Annotated in this window: 10 protein-coding genes; 6 read left to right on the top strand and 4 right to left on the bottom strand. The window is 43.3% G+C overall.

Annotated elements, in window-relative coordinates; all coding sequences use genetic code 11:
• Positions 1 to 131 precede the first annotated feature (131 nt).
• The 3 genes from KUA50_RS10850 (at position 132) to KUA50_RS10840 (ending at position 6388) form a co-directional block, all read left to right on the top strand.
• Entirely contained in the window at positions 132 to 1553 is a 1422-nt protein-coding gene (locus tag KUA50_RS10850) for an AAA family ATPase (protein ID WP_218456140.1), read from the top strand.
• Positions 1554 to 1762: 209 nt separating this feature from the next.
• Complete coding sequence (locus tag KUA50_RS10845; RefSeq protein WP_218456141.1) at positions 1763 to 4831, top strand: SusC/RagA family TonB-linked outer membrane protein; 3069 nt, start codon at positions 1763 to 1765, stop codon at positions 4829 to 4831.
• Between the two features lie 21 nt (positions 4832 to 4852).
• Positions 4853 to 6388, top strand: coding sequence for a RagB/SusD family nutrient uptake outer membrane protein (locus KUA50_RS10840; protein WP_218456142.1), 1536 nt, complete (start codon positions 4853 to 4855; stop codon positions 6386 to 6388).
• A gap of 123 nt (positions 6389 to 6511) precedes the next feature.
• Here KUA50_RS10840 and KUA50_RS10835 read toward each other — a convergent pair whose 3' ends face one another.
• Positions 6512 to 7765: an ATP-binding protein gene (locus tag KUA50_RS10835; protein WP_218456143.1), complete on the bottom strand. Its 1254-nt coding sequence runs from the start codon at positions 7763 to 7765 to the stop codon at positions 6512 to 6514.
• A gap of 364 nt (positions 7766 to 8129) precedes the next feature.
• Between KUA50_RS10835 and KUA50_RS10830 the strand changes: the two genes are divergently transcribed.
• The gene (locus KUA50_RS10830) at positions 8130 to 8909 is read left to right on the top strand and encodes a hypothetical protein (protein WP_218456144.1); all 780 of its coding nucleotides are present in this window, start codon (positions 8130 to 8132) and stop codon (positions 8907 to 8909) included.
• A gap of 104 nt (positions 8910 to 9013) precedes the next feature.
• On the opposite strand, the gene metG is transcribed toward KUA50_RS10830, so the two are convergent.
• Both metG and KUA50_RS10820 read right to left on the bottom strand, forming a co-directional pair.
• Positions 9014 to 11080 carry a methionine--tRNA ligase gene (gene metG / locus KUA50_RS10825; RefSeq protein ID WP_218456145.1) on the bottom strand — a complete coding sequence of 689 codons (2067 nt, stop codon included), beginning with the start codon at positions 11078 to 11080 and terminating at the stop codon, positions 9014 to 9016.
• Positions 11081 to 11462: 382 nt separating this feature from the next.
• Positions 11463 to 13565: a DUF6377 domain-containing protein gene (locus KUA50_RS10820; protein WP_218456146.1), complete on the bottom strand. Its 2103-nt coding sequence runs from the start codon at positions 13563 to 13565 to the stop codon at positions 11463 to 11465.
• Positions 13566 to 13869: 304 nt separating this feature from the next.
• Between KUA50_RS10820 and KUA50_RS10815 the strand changes: the two genes are divergently transcribed.
• Positions 13870 to 17208 carry a hypothetical protein gene (locus tag KUA50_RS10815; RefSeq protein ID WP_218456147.1) on the top strand — a complete coding sequence of 1113 codons (3339 nt, stop codon included), beginning with the start codon at positions 13870 to 13872 and terminating at the stop codon, positions 17206 to 17208.
• Positions 17209 to 17213: 5 nt separating this feature from the next.
• A complete protein-coding gene (locus tag KUA50_RS10810) occupies positions 17214 to 17420 on the top strand; it encodes a hypothetical protein (RefSeq protein WP_218456148.1) in 207 nt (68 codons plus the stop codon).
• Positions 17421 to 17876: 456 nt separating this feature from the next.
• On the opposite strand, the gene KUA50_RS10805 is transcribed toward KUA50_RS10810, so the two are convergent.
• Positions 17877 to 19427, bottom strand: coding sequence for a YifB family Mg chelatase-like AAA ATPase (locus tag KUA50_RS10805; protein WP_218456149.1), 1551 nt, complete (start codon positions 19425 to 19427; stop codon positions 17877 to 17879).
• Positions 19428 to 19487: the final 60 nt, after the last annotated feature.

The following is a 19487-nucleotide window of genomic DNA, read 5'->3' as shown; positions in this document are numbered from 1 at the left end:
AACGTTTTCTTTTTCTTCGATAACTTGCCAAAACCTTTAAAAAAACTCAATTTTGGCAAGTTATTAGATTGGATAACTTGCCAAAATCGATTATTTTTTGTAATTTTGGCAAGTTATTAGATTTTTAGCTTATGGATAAACTGATAGGAAGAAAGCTTGAACAGGCTAAACTTCAGGCTTGTATGGAGTCTGAACGCTCTGAATTTGTAGTCGTCTATGGTCGTAGGCGTATAGGAAAAACGTTTTTGGTAAGACGTTTTTTCAAGGACAACTATGCTTTCTCATTTGTAGGAAAACATGAAATGAGACGTGAACAACAATTGGCCGAGTTTGCTAAAGAACTGATGTGCTATTCTCATTCAACTTTTGTTCCACAGCTGAAAAACTGGACAGAAGCGTTTGATGCTTTGCAAAGATTATTAGAAACTTACAACATTCCAGGAAAAAAAGTTGTTTTTTTTGACGAAATGCCTTGGATGGATACACCTAAATCAGATTTCGTATCGGCATTGGAAAACTTCTGGAATGGATGGGCCAACATGCGTGATGATATTGTATTGGTGGCTTGCGGATCTGCCACATCATGGATGGTGGACAAACTCCTGCATAATCAGGGTGGACTTTTCAACCGCATTACCCAAAAAATTTATCTTCGTCCTTTTAAACTGAGTGAGATGGAGCAATATCTGGATGAAAAGCATTTTGGATGGAACCGTTATCAGATAGCCCAATGCTACATGATATTGGGCGGTATTCCCTTTTATCTGACATTGCTCAATCCCGAACTCTCCCTATTGGGCAATATTGACGAACTTTTCTTTGCAGATGCTCATGCCATGCTGCGGACCGAATATAATGAATTGTATTCCACCTTGTTCAAACGTCCAGACAACTATCTTGCAGTCATCAGGATGCTGACTGAACGGAAAGAGGGATTTACCAGAAAGGAAATCAACGAGAAAACTAAATTGGGTGGAGCTGCACTTTCTAAGATTCTGTCTGATTTGGAACAGTGTGATTTCATCTTTTCTTATGCCCGTTACGGCAATGCCAAGAACAATGCAATCTATCGCATCAAGGATTTTTATACCTTATTTTATTATAAATATGTGAATGGAATAGATACGAAAGACAGTCTTCGTTGGACTCATCTTTCATCTACGCCTCAGGTGTCAAGTTGGCAAGGCTTCAGTTTTGAACTTCTCTGCCTACTGCATTTGGATGAAATCAAGAAGGCTTTAGGGATAGATAGAATTCTCAATGATGCAAGTGCTTGGCGTAGCAGGCAACCCGAACAGAATACGCAAATCGACTTGGTGATAGAGCGTGCCGACCATAATATCAACCTTTGTGAAATGAAGTTTTCTTCAGGCATGTATGCTATTGATAAAGGTTATGAGCAGAAATTGAGAGAACGCATGTCTATTTTCCAGGCAGAAACCATGACCCGATGCAGCACCCGCATCACCCTGGTTACTACCTACGGAGTATTGCAGAACAAACATTCAGGCATTGTGAATGATGAAGTTTTGCTGGATGATTTGTTTGAATGAGATTCATTTTCGCCTTATACAACTTTGGTGTGTATAAGGCGAAAATCGTAACAAATAGTAAGCAGAAATGTGCTATTCCTTACTAAAACCATATATTTTTGCCAAGTAATTGCATTTTTATAACAAAATATTTGCAAATATCCGAAATAAATTATAATTTTGCAGCCGATTATAGTTAATTTATAAATTTTATCAAAACGAGAGAGATTATGATGAAAAGAATCGCAATGTTGATGGGGGGGGCAATTCTCAGTTGTGGAGTAGCCTTTGCTCAAACATCCGTTACTGGTAAAGTTACCTCTTCAGATGATGGTGAGCCTGTAGTTGGCGCATCAGTCAGGATAATAGGTTCTAAGACTGGTACAGTAACCGACATCGATGGAAACTTCTCTTTGAATGTTCCTGCTGATGCTAAGTTGGAGATTTCATACATCGGTATGAATCCACAAACTGTCAAAGCAAGTTCTAATATGAAGATTGTTTTGACTTCTGATAACAAATCCTTGGATGAGGTGATTGTTACAGGTTATGGTAACTTCAAAAAATCCTCATTTACAGGTGCTGCTGCTTCCATGTCAACAGCTAAGTTGAGTGATGTTCCTTCACTTTCTGTTGAAGATAAGCTTTCTGGTAATATCCCAGGAGTTTCTATTTCTTCTTTCTCTGGCCAGCCAGGTGCAATGAACTATATCCGTATTCGTGGTATGGGTTCTATCAATGCAGGTAACGATCCATTGATTGTGATTGATGGTACTCCTGTGAACTCTGGTAACTTGAGTGGTTTCAATGATGGAAGTACTGGAAGTGGTTATAATGGTTCTGGTACCAATGCACTTTCTACATTGAACAGCAACGATATCGAATCTATCACTGTTATCAAGGATGCTGCCGCAGCCTCTTTGTATGGTTCTCGTGCAGCCAATGGTGTGCTTGTCATTACAACTAAGAGTGGTAGTGCAGGTAAGACCCAGGTTGATTTCCGTAGCGACTGGGGATTCTCTAACATGGCTATCAACTATCGTCCAACGTTGGATGGTGATTCTCGTCGTGCCTTGATTTATCAAGGTTTGAAAAACTATGCTTTTGATAATGTTGATGGTACAACCGATGCTTCGGCTGCAGCATTTGCTGATGCTAATATTGATGATTATGCAGCAAAACCAGAGAATGGCTGGGCTAATTGGCGTGACGCTCTCTTCAAAAATGGTTCTAGCCAGAACTATCAGGCAAGTGTAACTGGTGGTAATGATAAGACCAAGTTCTATGCATCTTTGTCATATGCAAATCAGAATGGTATTGTTGACCGTTCAGGCTTGGAACGTATGACAGGTAATGTAAACGTTTCCCATCGTTTTGGTAAGTTCAAGTTGGATGCTAGCACAATGATTTCATCTATGCATCAGAACTCTGCCATGGATGGTGGCGCTTCTTTTGCTGGTGCCGTCTCAAGTGCAGTATGGTTCCTCGGCCCTTCTAATGCTATCTATGACAAGAATGGTAATTTGCTGACAAAGACAGATGGTGCTTATAACAATAGTTATAACCCTATTTATGAGAACCAGCACATGTCTGATAGAACCAACACGACACGTTCTTACAGCACCTTGGCTCTCGAATGGAACATTTGGGACAACTTGAAGTTGCGTGAGAAGGTAGCTTACGACTACATCAACTCTACCGAGGATGTGCTTTGGGACAAATTCTGTGGTAATGGTTCTGGCTCAAATGGTGTGATGCAGCGTACTTACAATGAGTGGACAACCATGAACACTCAGACACAGTTGACATACAATAAGTCTTTTGGAGCCCACAATGTGGATGCTTTGCTTGGTTTCGAGACAGAGGCATGGCATAACAACAACTCATACGCTTCCGGTACAGACTTCCCTGGCAACTTGTATGAGTTCGCTAACTCTGGCGATACCTCTATGCAGAGTTACAAGTATGACTCAAAGATGACTTCTTTCTTGGGTCGTGTCAACTACAACTATAACGATTTGTATTATGCTGGTGTAAGCTATCGTCGTGATGGTAGTTCTCGTATGGCACGTGAGAATCGTTGGGGTTCGTTCTGGTCTGTATCTGGTGCTTGGCGCTTTGGTGCAGAAAAGTTCATGGATTCTATCAAGGATATATTGAGCGATGGTAAGATTCGTGTATCTTATGGTGTGAACGGAACTCTTCCATCTGGCTTGTATAGTTACATGAACCTTTATAAGTATGGTGAGTACTACAATGGTAGCAATGGTATGGGTATCATTGGTGTAGCTAACAAGGACTTGAAGTGGGAGCAGAACAAGGCTTGGAACTTTGGTCTTGACTTGACATTCCTCAACCGTATTTCTGTAACATTGGATTACTACGTACGTAATACATCCAATTTGATTATGAACCGTCCTATCTCTATGATTCCAGGTTACTATGATGAATCTTCTCTGTTGGCTACCATGGCTCAGAATGTAGGTTCTATGCGTAACCAAGGTATTGAGGTGACCATTTCTTCTACCAACATTCAGAAGAAGGACTTCCTTTGGACTACTTCTCTGAACTTTGGTCATAACTCCAACAAGGTAACAGAGTTGACAGGTGATGATGACAAGATTATCAGCGGTGCCATGATTCATCAGGTAGGTAAGCCTTACTATTCTTACTATATGTATGAGTATGCAGGTGTTGACCCTGAGACAGGTTTGGAGAGCTATTACATCAATGATGGAACTGAGAATGCTCGCAAGACCACTACTAATGTAGCTGAGGCAAACAAGACTATTGTTGGTCATCATGAGCCAGCACTTGAGGGCGGTTTGTCTAACTTCATCAAGTGGAAGTTTATCGACTTCAACTTTACTTTGACCTATAAGTTGGGCGGTGACTCTTACGATGCTGCTACTTGGTTGCACGATAATGGTGGTACATACGCCCTCTATGGAGCAATCCCTTCTTACTATAAGTTGGAGGATATGTGGCAGAAGCCAGGCGATAATGCTAAGTTGCCTAAGTTCCAGGCTGGTTATGGTAAGGGTGTGTTGTCTTCTCGTTGGTTGATGCCTAACGATTATCTTCGCTTGAAGAACCTTACCTTAGGTTTCTCAGCACCAAAGGAGTGGATCAGCAACCTTGGCTTGAGCAAGGCTCGTGTATATTTCTCTGCCAACAACTTGTTGACCTGGAAGTCTAAGGATCTTTATGTTGATCCAGAGACACCAGCGGATGGCTTGTGTACATTCGAAATGCCAGCTTTGAGAACTTATACATTTGGTATCGAACTTAGTTTCTAATTTATAAAAGAACGAAATACAATGAAAGTATTAAAATCAATATATAAGGTAATGGGCTGCGCTATTTTGGCAGCCAGCCTGTCATCTTGCGTCAATGATTGGTTGGACGTAGCTCCTTCTGATGGTACAGATGCCGATGCAGCCTTGACCAGCAGTTCAGACTTGGCTGCTGCGAGAACGGGTATGTACGCGGCTTTGAAGGGAAACAGCAACTTGGTAGATTACTATGGTCAGCAATTCTTCGTTTATGGTGATGTTCATGCAGGTGATGATTATCAGTATAATAATCTTGGTGGTTCTAACCGTGCAAGTTTCTACTATGACATGAATTATCAGACTGCATCTGAGTTTTCATCAAGTATTTCTTCCAGTAACGTAGCTTGGAAATCACCATATATTGTTATTGGCCGTGCTAATCGTATCATCGCTGCTGCAGAAGGTGGTGCTTTGAGCGATGCAGCAGAGGCTAAGGCTACTATTGACCAGTATGCGGCAGAGGCAAAGGTACTCCGTGCCCTTGCTCATTTTGACCTTGTTCGTATCTATGGTAAGCCATATACAGAGGATCAGGGTGCATCTCTTGGTGTACCATTGGTAACAGGAGTGCTGGAGTCTAATGCAAAACCTGCTCGTAGCACTGTTGCTGAGGTTTACACCCAAGTAGTGAAGGATTTGACTGAGGCTATCAGCTCTAATGCTCTTGCTACAGAGACAGAACCAGGTTATGTAAGCGTTTGGGGAGCAAAGGCAATCCTTTCTCGTGTTTATTTGAATATGGGTGATTATGCTAACGCCTTGTCTGTTGCTGAGGATATTATCAAGAATTCTGGCGCAGCGTTGTGGACTCGTGACCAATACTTCAAAGCATGGGATGCTTCAACTCCTAATGAGAGTGAGTTCTTGTTCCGTCTCAATGTGGCAGGTTCTACAGACAACAATGACTTGAATGGTATCGGTAACCTTCAGCAGCGTGATGGCTACAAGGAAATGGTTGCTACTAAGAAGTTTGTTGACATGCTTACTTCAGACCCAGAAGATGTTCGTAACGATATGTTCTTGCCTGCAACTGCAGCCAAAGAGGTGGCAACTTATGGTACCAACAAGGTATTTCTGAACAAGTTGCGTGGTCAAGGTGGTAATCTTCGTAATGTTACTATCGTTCCAATTATCCGTCTTTCTGAGGTTTACTTGACAGCTGCAGAGTGTGCATTTAGAAATAATGACAAGACTAAGGCTGTAGAGTATCTGAATGATTTGGTAAAGAACCGTACCACAACAGTGGCTTCTTTGGCTACAGTGGATAACATCACACTTGAGCGTATCTTGATTGAGCGTCGTAAGGAGTTGATTGGCGAGGGACAGCGTTACTTTGATGCTTTGCGTAATAACGAGACTATCACCCGTTATACAAGTGAAGCTGATAAGGGTTGGCACAAGACATTGAGCAAGGAAGCTCAGTCTTTCAACCGTGATTACTTCAAGGCTATTGCTGCCATTCCGCAGGCAGAGATCAACGCCAACCCTAACATCAAGCAGAATACGGGTTACGGTGAGTAATCGCTGTAATGGAATTTTAATAAGATAATATTTTTAATCAACGATATAGGAATGCCATGAGTGGCATTTTCTATAAATCTCTCGGGAGAGGCTGGCTGTGAAGCTCGCCTCTCTTTTTCGATTTTAGATGTTCAAACTTTCTGGATTCATCAAGAAATCATAAATGTTTATGGTAAGGATACCTTCCTCGTTCTGGTAAGTCGGAGTGGGCGTTCCTACGATGACTATTTTCTTGAAACTGTCTTTTATGCGCAAAAGAGAGTTGAACTCTTGTTTCATTTTGTCTTCTGTTGGCAAGGCATAGGCAGACTGTATGTAGCATCTCTTATAGCCCAGATTGCAAACGAAATCGACTTCTAATGTACTGCGTTGCCGCTTACCATCCTCTCTAATCGTAAAAATTGGTATTTGTCCCACATCAACAGAATAGCCTCTAAGACGCAATTCATTGTATATTGCGTTTTCCAAGAGATGTGTAAATTCTGTCTGGCGAAAATTAAGTCTGGCGTTACGTAACCCTAAGTCTGTGAAGTAATATTTTGATGGTGTGTCAATGTATTTCTTGCCTTTGATGTCAAATCTGATGGATTTCTCGATGATAAAAGCATCTTGCATCAAGTCTATATAGTTCTTGATGGTATCTTTTGAAAGACAGCTTTGTTTGACAGATTTGAAGCAATTTTCCAACTTTGTTGGATTGGTTAGGCTGCCAATATTTGAGGCGACCAAGTTGATTAGCTCTTCCAAATCGTCATCTTTCTTTATTTCATATCGTTCCTTGATGTCACGGATATAGGTATGAGTAAAAAGGTTCTTGAGGTACTCTACTTTTCGCTCAATTTCATCCATTGTGACCACTTGTGGAAGTCCACCATAGGTGAGATATTCATTCAATAAATCTTCACGATTACCTTCTTTCGCAGACATAAACTCTTGAAAGCTTAAAGGCGTGATACGTATTTCGTCGCCTCGTCCTCTGAACTCTGTAATTACATCTTTAGAAAGGAATTTTGCATTGCTACCTGTTACATAAACGTCTGCATTTGTGATTTTGAGATAGCTATTGAGTACATCCTCAAACTCTGCTACCAACTGTACTTCATCAAGGAGGATGTAATATTGTTGAGAGTCTGTCATCCTTGAATCTATATAGTTCAACAAAGCATCAGGATTTCTTAGAGCGGCATTACGGCGGTCTTCCATATCAACCTTGATAATATGCTGTTCATCTACTCCTTGTTCTAAGAGATAGTTATGAAATAAGGTGAAGAGAAGGTATGATTTGCCACATCGACGCATTCCTGTTATTACCTTTATCATGCCATTACCCTTGCGGGCAATGATTCTGTTTAAGTGAATATTACGTTTTATCTCCATGTTATTCGATTTTTTTGTGATAAATCACACTTTTGACGAATACAGGGGCAAGAATGCTGGCTGTGAAGCTCGCCTCTCCTTTTCATATATAGTTAAAGGTAAACACTATTAGTCTTTTAAGCAAGCCAATGGAATAACTTTGACTCCATCAGGGCGTGTGTATGCCACACTGCCCCCAGTAAGTAAATCTTCTTCGGGCATGAAAGCTTAGTTTAGTGTCGCTGAATGTATGTTCAACGTCGTTGAACATAGACTTCATGCGGGTTTAGTGACTTTTTTAATGGGGCTTTATATACTTTTTCTTGCGAATTATTAGACTTATTCAAGCAATTCTTTGTAATTTTGCATGTAAAAACATAAAGAGATGGAAATAGTAGAAAGAAATATGGTAGGCAAGAAGAGCCAAGAGGCTTGTGAGGATGGTATCATCGTGACTGATGATTTTATCGCAGTGATTGATGGAAGTACGAGCAAGACTCCTACGCATCTTTCGCCCGATATGAAGAACGGACGCTTTGCAATGGTGCTAATCTCGGAATTTATCAAAAAGGAATTAAAGGCTGAGGCTTCGGTTGATGACTTCTGCCAGGGTGTTTCTTCCTATATATATAATAAGGTGTATAAGACTTTAGGAATGGAAGAGCGGATGAAACTGCATCCTGAAGAACGTCTCACTGCTTCTGCCATCGTCTATTCCTGTGCCAGGAGAGAAGTGTGGATGGTGGGTGACTGCCAGGCACTCATCAGTGGCAAACTTTACGAAAACAACAAGCCTTTTGAGGAAGAGATTGCCGCCAGACGTGCAAGCCTCATTCGTCAGGGAATGCCTCCGGCAGATGCACGCAAGGCTATTGAACCGCTGCTTATTCAGGCGATGCTCAACGGACAGAACATTCATTATGCGGTAATCGATGGATTTCCTATCTACCATGAGGGTGTAAAGGTCATTTCTCCAGCCATAGGAGAAATCGTTCTGGCAAGCGATGGATATCCGTTTCTGAAACCAACTCTTGCTGAAAGCGAGGCTGCCCTACAGGCTCAACTCGCAGCCGATTCTCAAAACATTTCCTCTTTCCTTGCCACTAAGGGACTGCTGGAGGGCAATCACAGTTTTGACGACCGGTCCTATATCCGGTTCAAATAAACATAAAAAAGTCCTATACCAGTAATATCCCGGTATAGGGCTTTTATTATAATCTCAGATCTTATCGATGATCTTATTTTATCCTATTTGATGATCTTGTCTTTTTATCCTACCTGGCTTCCTGGCTTTACTTTGCCAAGGAGAGAGGTAACGTTCAATGAGCCGTCGAAGTTGACAGCACTCAGAATCATACCCTGGCTCTCGATACCCATCATCTTGCGAGGAGCAAAGTTTGCTATGAAGAGCACGTCCTTACCGATCAACTGCTCTGGCTCATAGTAGGCGGCGATACCTGAACAGATAGTACGCTCAGTACCAGTACCATCATCGATGGTGAACTTCAGGAGTTTCTTAGACTTCTTTACCTTCTCGCAGTTCAGAATATGGCCCACGCGAATGTCGAGCTTCTCGAAATCATCAAAGCTAACCTCTGGCTTGATAGGTGCAGCCTTGTATTCAGCCTCCTCGTTAGCCTTCTTGGTGTCAGCGAGTTTCTGCAACTGTTTCTCGATGACCTCATCCTCAATCTTCTCGAAGAGCAACTCTGGCTCACCGAGCTGAGTACCCGCCTTGAGCAAGTCTGTGCTGCCCAACTGGGTCCATTCGAAAGTTGGCATGTTGATCATCTTGCGCAGTTTCTCAGAAGAGAAAGGCAAGAATGGTTCGAAAGCGATGGCGAGGTTGGCAACCAACTGGAGGGAGATATTCAGGATAGTCTCCACACGCTTAGGATCGGTCTTCCAAACCTTCCAAGGCTCACATTCTGTGATGTATTTATTACCGATGCGGGCGAGGTTCATAGCCTCTTTCTGAGCCTCACGGAATTTGAATACGTTGAGATACTGCTCTACCTTCTCCTTCACGTCTTTGAACTCAGCGATAGCCTTCTCATCTACCTCCTGCAGTTCGCCGCAAGCAGGAACTACACCGCCCCAATATTTCTTAGTGAGTTGGAGAGCACGGTTTACGAAGTTACCATAAACAGCAACCAATTCAGAGTTGTTGCGCTCCTGGAAATCCTTCCATGTGAAGTTGTTGTCCTTGGTCTCAGGAGCATTGGCTGTCAATACATAGCGCAAAACATCCTGCTTGCCAGGGAGATCTACGAGATACTCGTGCAACCAGACTGCCCAGTTACGAGAGGTAGAAATCTTATCATCCTCAAGATTCAGGAACTCGTTGGCAGGCACGTTGTCTGGCAGGATATAGTCGCCGTGTGCCTTCAGCATAGTAGGGAAGATGATGCAGTGGAACACGATGTTGTCCTTACCGATGAAGTGAACGAGACGAGTCTCAGGATCCTGCCACCATTTCTGCCATGTGCCCCATTTCTCAGGCTGTGCATCGCAGAGTTCCTTGGTATTTGAGATGTAACCGATAGGTGCATCAAACCATACGTAGAGCACCTTGCCCTCAGCACCCTCCACAGGAACAGGAATACCCCAATCCAGGTCGCGGGTCATCGCACGAGGCTGCAAATCCATGTCAAGCCAGCTTTTGCACTGACCATAAACATTAGTTCTCCACTCCTTGTGACCTTCCAGAATCCATTGCTTCAGCCAGTCCTGATACTTTCCTAAAGGCAGATACCAGTTCTTGGTAGGCTTCTTCACGAGACCATGTCCAGGATTGTTCTTGTTGGTTGGGTTAATCAACTCCTCAGGCGAAAGTGTAGCACCACATTTCTCGCACTGGTCACCATAGGCACCTTCAGCACCACAGCGAGGACAAGTACCCACGATGTTACGGTCTGTGAGGAATTCTCCTGTTACCTCATCGCAGAACTGCTCCTCTACCTTCTCTTCGAGCACGCCCTTATCATAGAGAGTGCGGAAGAAATCAGAAGCAAACTTATTGTGAACTTTTGAGGTCGTACGGCTATAGATATCAAAGGAAATGCCGAAGTCCTCAAAACTTTTCTTGATCAGATTGTGATAGCGGTCCACCACCTCCTGCACGGTGATGCCCTCTTTCTTGGCACGGATGGTTACAGGCACACCGTGCTCATCACTACCACCGATGAAAACAACGTCTTGTTTTTTGAGTCGGAGATAGCGCACGTAGATATCGGCTGGCACATATACACCTGCCAGGTGTCCGATATGTACACCACCATTGGCGTATGGCAAAGCTGCCGTCACAGTGGTACGTTTGAAATTTTTCTGTTCCATATTAGCTAATATACATTTTTTTGTTATTTTGGGTGCAAAATTACAAAAAATAGTTGGAAACTGGGAAGTTTTTCGATGCTTTTCTTAATATAGTAAGGTGTGACTACGGAAAATAATGCGGAAAACCCTTCAGATGACTATTTTAGAAACAATAAGAAGAGAGTTTTGTATGCAAAAGAAGTGAAAAATAGAGGAAAATGATTGAAAATAGAGGAAATTAGGGGAAATTAGAGGAAAATTTCCCCTAATTTCCTATTCTGATTTGAAGTTGGTCTTTATATCCCCCCTTTCTGCCCAGTCGCCTCGGTGACTGCCCCAGAGGCTTACGAGAGCGAGGCTCTCAGTTGTAATGTTAGCACTGCAAATTACACCACACAACACCTTAATAGGTAGAACACAGCTTTTGCAGATTCTCCTCGAAGTGTTCTTTGTCGATAGCACTGTTCTTTAGTGTAGAGCGATAGTTGTATATCGTTTGTGGCGAGTAGGAGAGAATGCCGGCAATCTTGGCGCTCTCCGTTACGCCTAGCCTAATCAAGGCAGCTACACGCAGGGTTGGGGTCAGCTCGTTGTCTTCCTTAAGCTGTATTTGCGCCTCGGGCAACAGCAGTGTGTTCAGCTCCTTTACAAACGATGGATAGAGCGAGAGGAAGATTTTGTCGAACTGCGAGAAGAAGTTCTGACTCTCCTCGGCGCTTTGCCTTGAAGATGAGAGGGTGCTCAGCAATTCGTTCTGCTGATTGGTCTTAATCTTACGTATCACCAGTTTGCGCTGATTTTTCAACCGCTCGATATACTGATAGCAGAGCATGATAAAGGCATTAGCCATCGACTCTCGCTTCGCATTGGTATATTCAAACTCGTCGTTGGAGTCCTGAAGTGCTTTGTTGGAGTCCTTTAGTGCGTTGTTGGAGCCCTTAAGCTCGTCGTTGGAGTCCTGAAGTGCTTTGTTAGAGTCCTTTAGCGCTTTATTGGAGTCCTTTAGCGCGTCGTTGGAGTCCTTTAGTGCTTTGTTGGAGTTCTTAAGCTCGTCGTTGGAGCCCTTAAGCTCGTCGTTGGAGTCCTTTAGTGCTTTGTTAGAGTCCTTAAGCGCATCGTTAGAGCCCTTAAGCTCGTCGTTAGAGTTCTGAAGTGCTTTGTTGGAGTCCTTTAGTGCGTTGTTGGAGCCCTTAAGCTCATCGTTAGAATCCTGAAGTGCTTTGTTGGAGTCCTTTAGTACTTTGTTGGAGCCCTTAAGCTCGTTGTTGAAGCCCTTAAGCTCATCGTTAGAATCCTGAAGTGCTTTGTTGGAGTCCTTTAGTGCTTCGTTGGAGCCTTTAAGCTCATCGTTGGAATCCTGAAGTGCTTTGTTGTCTTTTTTATGTTGTTTGTTGTCAGCGCTAAGTTGTTCTGTCAGCGTTTTCAGATCATTCTCCTTTAGTTTCAACAAGTGGTTTTTCCGGACGACAAACACAATAGCAGCGACAATGACCGCCATTAGCCCGAGTATGCTTATTATAGCCACATCTTGCCAAGTGCTATGTTTCTGTAGCTTCTCGTAGTAAGCCGACAGTATGACATGCAGGTTGGTGTACAACTCCATACGTCGCTGTCGATTACTGTACGCATCGGCATCCATCAATGATATGTTGATGTATTCATTGGCTTTGCGCAGATTGTCCTGATTCTTATATAACAACAAAGCCACTTCCTGCAAAGCCAGACTCTCATTGGTCGATGCCATTACATCGCTTATGGCTGCAAGTAGAAGATAGCGTTCTTGCTGTTCACTCTGGTGGTTCTGGTCGTAAGTTTTAGACAGAGCGTAAGCAGACATGGCATACAGTTTGCTGTCGGGCTTCGATAGCGACATTGCCTTATTGAAGCAAGTGCTGATGTCATGTATGGTGCCTTTCGAATAGAGTTGTACACCTTTCATATAATAGTACTGCGCATCCTTCTTCGGACAATACTCTATAGCCTTGTCGATATAATCTTGGAAGAGTGTGGAATATCGTTGGCAGTACTCCGTATTCTTAGTGGACATATTCAGATTGAAATACAGCGCACTTAAACTACAGTTGTAAAGGTAGTTTATATGGCGGTTGGTTGGCGGAATCTCGAGTTTTTCGAGAATTTCCTTAGCCTCAATATAGAAGCCACGGTAAACCAGCAGTCTTGCCTTTAAGATCTGATATTGTGTGTAATATTCCGAACTGTTAGTCTGTTTGGCTAAGTTTATCGCTTTTTGAACATACACCATTGCCGAATCATATTTGTATGGTGTATACTCGTTGATCAATCGCTCATATATGCGCAACTTGTCTGTTGCATTGTTCACGTAATTAATGGCATTCTTTATGTCATGAAGCCTTTTTTCTTTTTTGGCTTCATACTCAGCTCTATTGGCTATGACAGAGTCTAAGCGTTCGTAAAGTTTGGTGTTGTCTGCGCGAGCACTAATTGTCGACAGACATATAGTAATGGTCAATATCAATATTTGCATAGTTTAAAAAAACATTGTTAATCGGTACAAAGTTATATATTTTTTCTCTAATTTCGTTCAAATTTCCTGCTTTTTTTGAAACAGATTTTAATCGGTTCTACTTTCCCCCCCTTGGATTTTATAAGTATCTGATTTTGTGATAGATATGACTTGGTATATATACTATAGCCATACTCTAAGCCTACTCATTTTTATTTATCATTCCAAATTATAATACCTTTGCACAGCAAAATCCGGTAGGCTCTAATGCTATACTTAGACGTGCTCGATTTTAATTAAGTGAAACGATAATAATAAATTAGTGATGTTAAAGAAACTTAACAAGAAAATTTGTTTAATTGCGACTCTATTGCTTTTAGCTCTTCCATCTATGGTTGCTGCAACCATAGATAGCGGAGGCAAAATAGAGAAGAAGGTTTGGCAGGATTCAGACGCTAACAAGGAGAATTATTTTAATAACCGTCGTGCTCTCGTAGGACCGGGATGTACAATCAATAGCATTGGTGATGGTGTTCAGGTGGTTTCAGGAACAGCTAATCTTCAGAACCTTTGCAATGATGATTTGGATGATTATGCTACGATTCCGGCGCTTGTTGATGCTACCGTTGGAGCAAGTCCTATTATCAGCATTAAGGACAATCAGCATTATTATGCTGGTGACACAGAGGCTGGTTTTGTTATTTGTGCAAAATCAAATGCAAGCATCCTTACTCTCGATTTAGCAAAGTTCTACAAAATACAGTTTCTTAAGGACGGTGAAAAGGTTGGCGACCTCCAGTCGATCTCTACCGGTAAGTCTGTTACCGGACTTGGCTTGTCGTTGCTGACATTCCCTGGTTCAGATCAGGTAAACAAATTGTACATGGCTACAGCTCCCGGTAATTTCGATGAAATCAAGCTCGTTCAGTGTGGAGTTGATGCCAATGTGCTCTCTGCTATAAATATCAAGTATGCATTTGTAGGCAAGGCTCGTGAGTATACTATTACCAATAATAAGGAGAATGGTATTTCTAAATACGCTGAAGAGCAGGGTAGAAAGACGTTTACTCTGGATGCGCAAGGCAAAAAGCCAACTCACACATTAGGTGAGGTGTCACGTGGTGATGTGATTGATGAGAAACTTGACAATGGCTATGCTGCTGTTGTAGGAGCAGTAGTTCCAGTATCAACTCCTGTTACTGTTGTTGCCAAACCCAGTGATGGCAAGGAAGCATTCCCTAAGGGAACAGAAGTGGGATTCAAGTTTAATGGATTTAATCTCGCCAATCTTTCGGTAGGCTCTGGCGTTGAACTCACACTTTTCAACAAAGAGAATAAAGAAATAGGCAACTATGACATCTCTAATAAACTCCTGGGTCTTGGACTGATTGAGGATACCAAGGACGGTGAAGTCGTTATGAGAGCTCCTGCAGCTTTCTCAGCAGCAAAGATTTTCTTCAAAGGCATAGGAATACGAGTTGGTGGTACCTCTGTCAACTACGCCTTTGTGCGCATGGCTCCCGATGCAGCTTCTCATCATTGTCCAATCAATGCCACATCGAGCCGCGATGTGTCTGGAAGTGTCAATCAATTCCAGTTGCAGCACAATAAGGATGTTGATGTGACATGGACCGTCCAGAGCTATCCGGAGGGTGCCGCTGATGTTGAAGTGGTTGCCACAACAGGCTTGGTAAGCAATTTGTCTCTTCCAGGCAAGTATGTTTTCCGTGCAACAGCTGCGGATGGTTGCTATGAAGAGACAACCCTCAACTATGCTCCCAAATATGTTGCGGAGGAACACGGAGTGGATATCCTTGTCAATAAGGAGGGTGAGAAGCCTAAATACGTGTTGAGCGATAAGTTTGGCGGTAGTTTGATACAGATATTCGATAGAATGATGAATCGCTCAGCCATACTTACTACTTCTCTCAACGATTTCGCCTATCGTGAGCCAGGCGTTGAAGTGGCAGCCAACAAGGGTCTCGTTGGCATCAAGACTGCTGATGGATCTAACTTTGCTGATGGTTTGAATGGCAATGCAAGAGCTTTCAATGGCAAGATGAAGGTAGGTTTTGTGGTATCTGCTAAGGCTACCGGACTCGATGCTAATGTGCTTAAGCTCTACAACATCAAGCTCTACAATAAAGGCAAGGAAGTGACTGGAGATGTAACGACCCATTGGGATGCCATCTCAGCTGGACTTATCGGTAAAGAGGAAACACATAAAATGTGTCTGAACGTTGAAGTGCCTGCGGGCTGTGTGTTTGATGAGATTGTACTTTATAGCACAGGCGTTCTTTCTGCCGACCTCTCACAGCTCAATATCTACTATGCGTATGTAGCCGATGCTGAGGCAGACAACGCTACTACCAATCCAATATATGGTGCTCAAGTGGTATCTACAAATAATACCAATGCATCCATCGACTTTGCTAACACTCAGATGGTCCAAGTTGCCAACATTGGCAATGGCTACAACGAGTTGAGCAATTTGATTGACGACTCAATGGATACGTACTTGACTCTCCCGTTGGGAGCAAACTTAGGTGGTGCGACTATCTCTGTCAATATGGGTAAAGTAGTTGATAAGGGACAGCAGCTCGTTATGGTTACCCGAAAACTGGCTTTAGGATTGGGTGTAAGTCTTGGCGAAGGTCTTAAATTGACTACCTATCTCGATGGTAAAGAGCAGGAAGAACTGACAAACTGGAAGATTCTTGGCGCTGATGTAATAGGCAGTGAAGGCGACGGCTATGCCGTGCTCAATCCAACCAAGTCGTTCGATCAGGTTCGTATCACACCTGTTAAGGTGCTCTCGGCTCTTGGGAATCTTCAGATTAAGGGCTTCGCTCTGCGTACTGACATGAATGACGACGGAACACTCAACGGAAACGACGACCTTCTGGTTCTTGACGAGGACTCTACTCTCAACGTAACCAAGACATACAAAAATGCCAGGATGCTGTTGCATCGTACATTCACCAAGAGTGCTGACAACAACAAGAAGGGATGGAACTCTATCATTCTTCCCGTCGATATGACAGCAGCTCAGGTGAAGGAAGCCTTTGGTGATAGTGTACAGATGGCAAAGTTCGACCGTTTGGAAGACAACTGGATCAAGTTCTCTACCGTGAACGTAGCTGGTGACAACGTAGTGCTTGAGAAGAACACTCCTTATATAATATATCCTACAAAGGAGCCGCTCGGCAACTATTCATACACTATCAATGGTGTTACGAAGATTCTCGACGGTCATGTATATGTAGCCAATGGCATCAACTACGATGACCAGACATCCGAACTGGAACACACAGTAACTGGAATAGGCATGACCTACACTGGCTCGTACAGCAAACCGACTGCAGTGTCAAAGGATTCTTATATGTTCAGCAAGGGTGACTTGGTTCACACAAGTAAAGACCATACTGTAAAGGCTTATCGCTGCTGGCTTAAAGAAGATGCACATTCTGGCAAAATGTTGATGTTCTCGCTGAATGGCAATGGTATGGGCGGTACAGCTGGCATCCAGGTAATTGAGGAGAACAAGCAGAATGCAAACACTGGCATCTACAACCTTGGTGGTGTGCGTATGAACAACAACGACGTCAACAAGTTGCCGAAGGGTGTGTATATCGTTAACAACAAAGTAGTAGTAAATAAATAAAAAATATGAATAAGAAATATGTAGCACCGGAGATTACCGTTATAGAGATGGAGTCCTCAAATATAATGGCAGGCAGTGGCAATCTAAGCAGTCCAAGCGGTCCAAGTAGCCCTAGCCTTCCTGACACTGGTTGGACTCCCGACGGTGACATAAACCATGGATTCGGAATAGTAGAAGAAGGGAATAATGATTACAGTGATGACGATTTCTAAACTATAGACAACTAAAGAACTCACTATTTTATTAAAGTCGAGCGCCTTGCAATAGTGAAAGCATTAACCAATTTAGTGCTTTGAAATCCATCCTTCCCTGATTAAAGTACAAGAACTTGCTTTGTCAAATTTCAAACAAAGTAAGTTCTTATACTCATTATCTAAATTTATAGCGATAAGTCTCTTGTCTTTTTTTCTTTGAACGCCCCCAATCCAGCTATCTGTGTTCCGTCCCAATTTGTAAGTTGGTCAGCGCACCCATTAGAACCGCCAAGTGAAACGTATGTGTCTGCACTGCATATTTCTCCACTTCGTCAAGAGCGACTTTCGCCTAACGTTCCGCTTCAAGAACCACCTTGTTCTTATGTTTGCGTCCTCGTTTCTCTTCCTCTGAAAGTTCATCATAGGAGAAGCCTCTTGCCAAGCCATACTTATGCCCTACCTTGTTGTAATCCCTTATATATGTCCTCTTTCCGCCCAATCTCCACGGTCGAGTGCACGATAGCCGATGGCTTCTGCCAGATGATGCAGTTCCACATGCTCGCAACCTTCCAGGTCGGCGATGGTGCGGGCTACTTTCAGAATGCGACTGTAGGCTCTTGCTGATAGAGAGAGTTTCTCCATTGCCATGCGGAGCATATCTATGCCTGCTTCATCGGGTTCTGCGAACTGGTGAATCATCCTTTCTGTCATCTGGGCATTGCAGTGGATACCTTTGTAGTCCTTGTATCTTGCTGCTTGTATCTCCCTTGCCTTGATGACTCGTTCCCGGATGTTGGCACTTGGCTCTCCCGGAGCTGCTTTTGAAATATCCTTGAAAGGTACGGGAGTGATTTCACACTGGATGTCGATGCGGTCGAGAAGCGGACCAGATATTTTGTTCATGTATCGTTGGATCTGACCGGGGGTGCAGACGCAATGATGGGTGGGATCTCCGTAATAACCGCACGGACACGGATTCATGCTTGCTATAAACATGAATGAGCAGGGATAATCTGTAGAATATTTGGAGCGGCTGATAGTGATATGTCGGTCTTCCAATGGTTGGCGGAGTACCTCCAGCGTGGTTTTGTTAAATTCCGGTAATTCGTCACAGAAAAGCACACCGTTATGAGCCAGAGAGATTTCTCCTGGTTGCGGATTGGTTCCTCCTCCTACCAGCGCTACCTGTGAGATCGTATGGTGGGGAGCACGGAAAGGACGTTGGGAGATCAGAGATACGTTCTTACCTAATTTTCCTGCGATGGAATGTATCTGAGTGGTTTCCAGACTTTCAGATAGGGTGAGGGGTGGAAGGATGGAAGGCAAACGTTTGGCCATCATAGATTTTCCGGATCCCGGAGGACCTACCATGATGAGATTATGTCCACCTGCTGCTGCAATCTCCAGCGCACGCTTCACATTTTCCTGTCCTCTAACGTCTGCATAGTCGAGGTCGCAATGGGTTTGGTTTTCATAAAATTCCTTGCGTGTATCTACGATGGTAGGAGCGAAATTCTGCTTGTCGCTGATAAAACTGACCACTTCTGCCAGCGTACTCATGCCATAGACTTCGAGCTTATTGACCACAGCCGCCTCCCTCGCATTCTGTTTCGGTACAATCAATCCCTTGAAATGTTCAGCTCTGGCTCTGATGGCTATAGGGAGCGCACCCTTGATGGGCTGAAGAGACCCGTCAAGGCTCAATTCGCCTACAAACATAAATTCCTTGAAATGCGTTTCGGGTACATCGCCGTTTGCCCCCAAGATGCCTACAGCAAGGGGCAGGTCGAAACTGCTGCCTTCTTTTCTGAGATCGGCAGGAGCCAGATTGATGGTGATGTCGGCTACAGGAAACTTGAAACCGCTATACTGCAAGGCTGCTGATATGCGGCTTCTACTCTCTCTTACGGCCTCGTCTCCAAGTCCCGTAAGATGATATTGGACTCCTCGTGTGAGGCTGACCTCCACGGTTACCGTAGTCACGTCCAATCCATTGACTGCGGCGCAATAAGTTTTGACTAACATATATTTGAATCCATTATTTTGTTTTCTTGCAGTTATCTGCTTTATGTAGAAATTCTGCAA

This window comes from Segatella hominis, from assembly GCF_019249725.2.
In the GTDB taxonomy this organism is placed as follows: Bacteria; Bacteroidota; Bacteroidia; order Bacteroidales; family Bacteroidaceae; genus Prevotella.
The sequence above is the reverse complement of the archived record's forward strand: the minus strand, read 5'-3'. Positions and strand labels throughout refer to the sequence as shown.